Origin of the sequence: Nocardia farcinica (assembly GCF_029867845.1) — a bacterium.
GTDB lineage: Bacteria > Actinomycetota > Actinomycetes > Mycobacteriales > Mycobacteriaceae > Nocardia > Nocardia farcinica_A.
Genome location: NZ_JARWRU010001168.1, coordinates 1 through 3,734, shown reverse-complemented (window position 1 = coordinate 3,734; position 3,734 = coordinate 1). Strand labels below are relative to the sequence as shown.

Genomic DNA, 3,734 nt, shown 5'->3' with positions numbered 1-3,734 from the left:
GTACCGGGCTGGATGCGCGATAACCGGCCGTACTCGAAAATGCCCCGTATAGCTCGCGTGCGGCGTCGCTCTAGACGGCGGTGCGGGTGCGGGTGCGCGCGTTGCGACGCTTCAGCGCCCTGCGCTCGTCCTCGCTCATGCCGCCCCATACGCCGGCGTCTTGTCCCGAGGACAGGGCCCAGGACAGGCAATCAGCGGTAACAGGGCAGCGAGCGCAGACCAGCTTGGCATCGGCAATCTGCGCGAGCGCAGGACCACTGTTACCCACCGGGAAGAACAGTTCGGGGTCCTCGTCGCGACAGATGGCCTTGTGGCGCCAGTCCATTCCTCTGCTCCTTTACTGGGCGCCCCTGGCGGACGCCTCGATGGTTTGTGGTTCGTTAACGTGTGCGACCTGGAGGTTTCCGCACGGTTGCTTGTGAATGCTTTCACGAACACCGTAGATGTCAATAGGTATCCAGGTCACCGTGGGGAAGCTCACGCGATCGGGATTCCCACATGGGGTTCCCGCCCGCTCCTTTTTACTCGCTTCCCCGGCTTTGCGCAGCGCAACCGGGAGGATCGTCACAGCTGTGAGTCCCGCCTCACGGTTGGGGCGCTACGACATCGAGTACCCCGGAGACCGCGGTGAAATCCACCGAGTTGCGCTTGCCGATGAAGTCGCCGTCGATTTGCAGGCCGATCGGCTCCGGGGACTCGATATGGACGGCGGGCACGTCGTCCTGGCGAAAGAGTTTGCGCGAGCGCGGGTTTCCCTCCGGGGCCAGCAGTTGCCCGGCCACCAGCAGGGTGGGCACCAGTGACATCGATCTCATGGCGAACACCCCGAGGCCCTTCTCGAAGCAGGTGCCCGGATTGGTGCGCACGGGGGTGGAGTTCAGATAAGTCCACGGATCGGTGTTGGTCACGAAAGCGTAATGAACCCCGTCGACCGGCTCCATACCCGGAATGGATATCCGCGCCAGCGGTTCACGCCCCTTGGCACGGAAGAATTGTCGAACGGTCGTTCGAAGATAGCGCGCCGGCGTGGCGGCGTGGCCTTTCGCGCGCGCGGCGTCTATGGCCTCGCACACGTCCGCGTCCAGGCCGACGCCCGCGCTGAAGGTGAACCAGCGGTCGTCGGCCAGGCCGAGGCCGATCCTGCGGTCGCGGTCGAGCGTCAGCAGATCGATGAGCTGGTTGGTCGCCGTGACCGGGTCGGGGGAGATGCCGAGCGCACGAGCGAACACATTGGCCGAGCCGCCGGGAATGACACCGAGCCGAGGCCGCCACACCTGGCCGTCGTCGAGTTCGGGCAGCGGCACGAAGCCGTTGATGGTCTCGTTGACCGTTCCGTCGCCGCCGTGCACGACGATCAGATCCATCTGATTGGTCGACGCCCATTGGGCCAGTTCGGCCGCGTGGCCGCGGTGTTGGGTGTGCGCGACGATCAGCTCCGTGCGGCTCTCCAGCGCGTGCGCGAGCAGGTCGCGGGTGGCCGGGGTGGTCGAGGTGGCGTTGGGGTTGACGATCAGCAGCGTGCGCACGCCGAGCAGCCTAGTTGCGCGCGCGGCCGCCGCCGGTATCCGACCGGCCGCCCCGCCGGACCACCGCGCCGTCGTAGGCTTGGCCGCGTGGCTGACAGCGACAAGGGCGAGATGACGAGCCGGGACGAGATCGAGGCACAGCGGACACCGACCACGGTGCGCAGCGCGGGCGCGCTGGTGACCCTGGAGGGCGGCGTCGCCGTGGGCGTGGCACTCGTGCTGGTGATCCGCGGCCTGCTCGGCTACGACCAGTCCCAGGCCAGCGGTTACGGCACCGCCGCCTGGTTCGGCATCCTCGGCGGCGCGGTCTTCGCCGCGGGCATCGGGTTGCTGCTCGGCCACCGGTGGGGCCGCTCGATCGCGGTGATCGCGCAGATCCTGCTGCTTCCGGTCGTCTGGTCGCTGCTGACCGACTCCCACCAGCCCCTCTACGGCACCGTGCTCGGCATCGTGGTGGTGGGTGCCCTGGTGTCGCTGTTCGCCCCGCCGACGAATCGCTGGATGGCCGAGGACTACGGCGGGGCGGCCCCGCGGGGGTGAGGGCCCCTCAGGGGTGTGCCCGCGCGGTGGCGGCCAGGGCGGACAGCGCGGGACCGCTGAGGCGGTATCCGACCCACTCGTCCTGTTCGTCCGCGCCGAGCGCCCGGTAGAAGTCGATGGAGGGGGTGTTCCAGGTGAGCACCGACCACGACACCCGGCTGTACCCGCGGTCGACCGCCTCCTTCGCCAGGGCGGCGATCAGCGCCTTGCCGAGGCCGGTCTTGCGCGCGGCCGGGTCGACGTACAGATCCTCCAGGTAGATGCCGTGCACACCGTCCCAGGTGGAGAAGTTCAGGAACCAGATCGCGCAGCCGACGACCGTGCCCGTCTCGTCCTCGGCCACGTGCGCGAACAGCGCGGGCGAGGGACCGAACAGGGCGGTGTGCAACTGCTCGTCGGTGAGGGTGCACTCGTGGCGGGCGCGTTCGTATTCGGCCAGGTCGTACACCAGCCGGACCAGGGCGGGCACGTCCTCGGGGGTGGCGCGCCTGATGCGCGGGTCGCTCACGGGTGCTCCCTTCGGTCGGGGAGTCCTCGGACGGGACTCCGGTGGGCGCCCTCGGCCGAGGGCATACCGCCCTCAGCCGAGGGCATACAGCGTGTCGCCGCGCTTCTCCAGCACGATCTCACCCAGCACCGCCAGTGAGATCGCCGCGTCCGCCGAACCGGAACGGTCCACCGGAATGCGCGCGACCTGCGCGCCGGTCACCATGTCGACGGCGACCACTGCGCCCGGCACCGGGACGAGCAGGCGGGTGGCCATCGGCGCGGGCGTGCCGAGCGCGTCCTGGACGGTCCACTGCGGCTCCAGGGTGGCCGCGTTCAGCGCGATGAGTTCCGAGCCGGTGTGCACCAGCGAGACCGAGCCGACACGGGCGCTCCTCGGATCGTCCATCGGGGCCGAGAGTTCGTGCGTGGCAAGGGGATTGCCGTTGCCGTCGAAGACCGACAGCCGGGGCGGCGCGTGTTCGGAACCCAGGTCGGCGCCGGGCCGGTAGAGCAGGATCTTGCTGTCGGAGACGGCGACGACCTCTGTGTCCCGCGACTGCGCGTCCGGCCCGGTCAGCACCCGGGAGCCGTACTCCTCGGGGACGGTGTTGTCCTTGGGCGCGGGATTCATGACCGTCAGGCGCAGGCCCGCGTCGTCGGGACAGGATTCGAGCACCGCCAGCCGCGCGGAACTCGACGCCGCGGACAGCAGTTCGCAGCCCTGCCTCGGCTGGGTCTTGACGTTGACCGGCGCGTCCACGTAGCCGTACTCGACGGTGCGCACCAGATCCGAGCGCCACATCTCCAGCCGCTCGGGGCCGTGGGCGAGCAGGTAGGTGCCGTCCACCGACAGCCGCACCCGGTCGTCCATGTAGCTGCTGCGCGCGGTCCGGCGGGCGCCGTCGCTGCCCGACAGCATGGTGGCCTGGCTGCACCCGCGCTCGTCCCGGTAGACGGCCACCACCATGCCGAACTGGGCCTCGGTCCCGCACAGCGGCATGTCCCTGCGGTAGTGCCACAGCTCCTCACCGGTGCGCGGGTCGCGTCCGGTGACGGTGCCCTCCGACGCGGTGACCACAGCGCCCCCGGCGACGAGAGCGCGTTCGCTCGCGTCGTCGGGGGCGTGCCACAGCTCTCGCAGGGTGGTGGGGATCTCGGCCGCGGCGGGCGGGGTGGTCG

Annotated in this window: 5 protein-coding genes; 1 reads left to right on the top strand and 4 read right to left on the bottom strand. The window is 69.8% G+C overall.

Going from position 1 to position 3,734, the window contains the following annotated elements; all coding sequences use genetic code 11:
• Nucleotides 1-70: 70 nt before the first annotated feature.
• Entirely contained in the window at nt 71-325 is a 255-nt protein-coding gene (locus QH283_RS25950) for a WhiB family transcriptional regulator (protein WP_040797922.1), read from the bottom strand.
• Between the two features lie 259 nt (nt 326-584).
• Nucleotides 585-1,526, bottom strand: coding sequence for a diacylglycerol/lipid kinase family protein (locus tag QH283_RS25945; protein WP_280505556.1), 942 nt, complete (start codon nt 1,524-1,526; stop codon nt 585-587).
• Nucleotides 1,527-1,637: 111 nt separating this feature from the next.
• Between QH283_RS25945 and QH283_RS25940 the strand changes: the two genes are divergently transcribed.
• Entirely contained in the window at nt 1,638-2,066 is a 429-nt protein-coding gene (locus QH283_RS25940) for a hypothetical protein (RefSeq protein ID WP_280505557.1), read from the top strand.
• A gap of 7 nt (nt 2,067-2,073) precedes the next feature.
• Here the strand turns inward: QH283_RS25940 and QH283_RS25935 are convergent, their stop codons facing one another.
• Nucleotides 2,074-2,574, bottom strand: a complete 501-nt coding sequence (locus tag QH283_RS25935; protein ID WP_280505555.1) for a GNAT family N-acetyltransferase — start codon at nt 2,572-2,574, stop codon at nt 2,074-2,076.
• Nucleotides 2,575-2,646: 72 nt separating this feature from the next.
• Nucleotides 2,647-3,734, bottom strand: a 1,088-nt coding sequence (locus tag QH283_RS25930; protein WP_280505554.1) for an Rv3212 family protein, incomplete at its 5' end; no start/stop codon positions are given.

Excerpts from the sequence above, each read along its gene's own strand:
- QH283_RS25940 (WP_280505557.1), top strand. The coding sequence starts at position 1,638 with ATGACGAGCCGGGACGAGATCGAGGCACAGCGGACACCGACCACGGTG.
- QH283_RS25950 (WP_040797922.1), bottom strand. The coding sequence starts at position 325 with ATGGACTGGCGCCACAAGGCCATCTGTCGCGACGAGGACCCCGAACTG.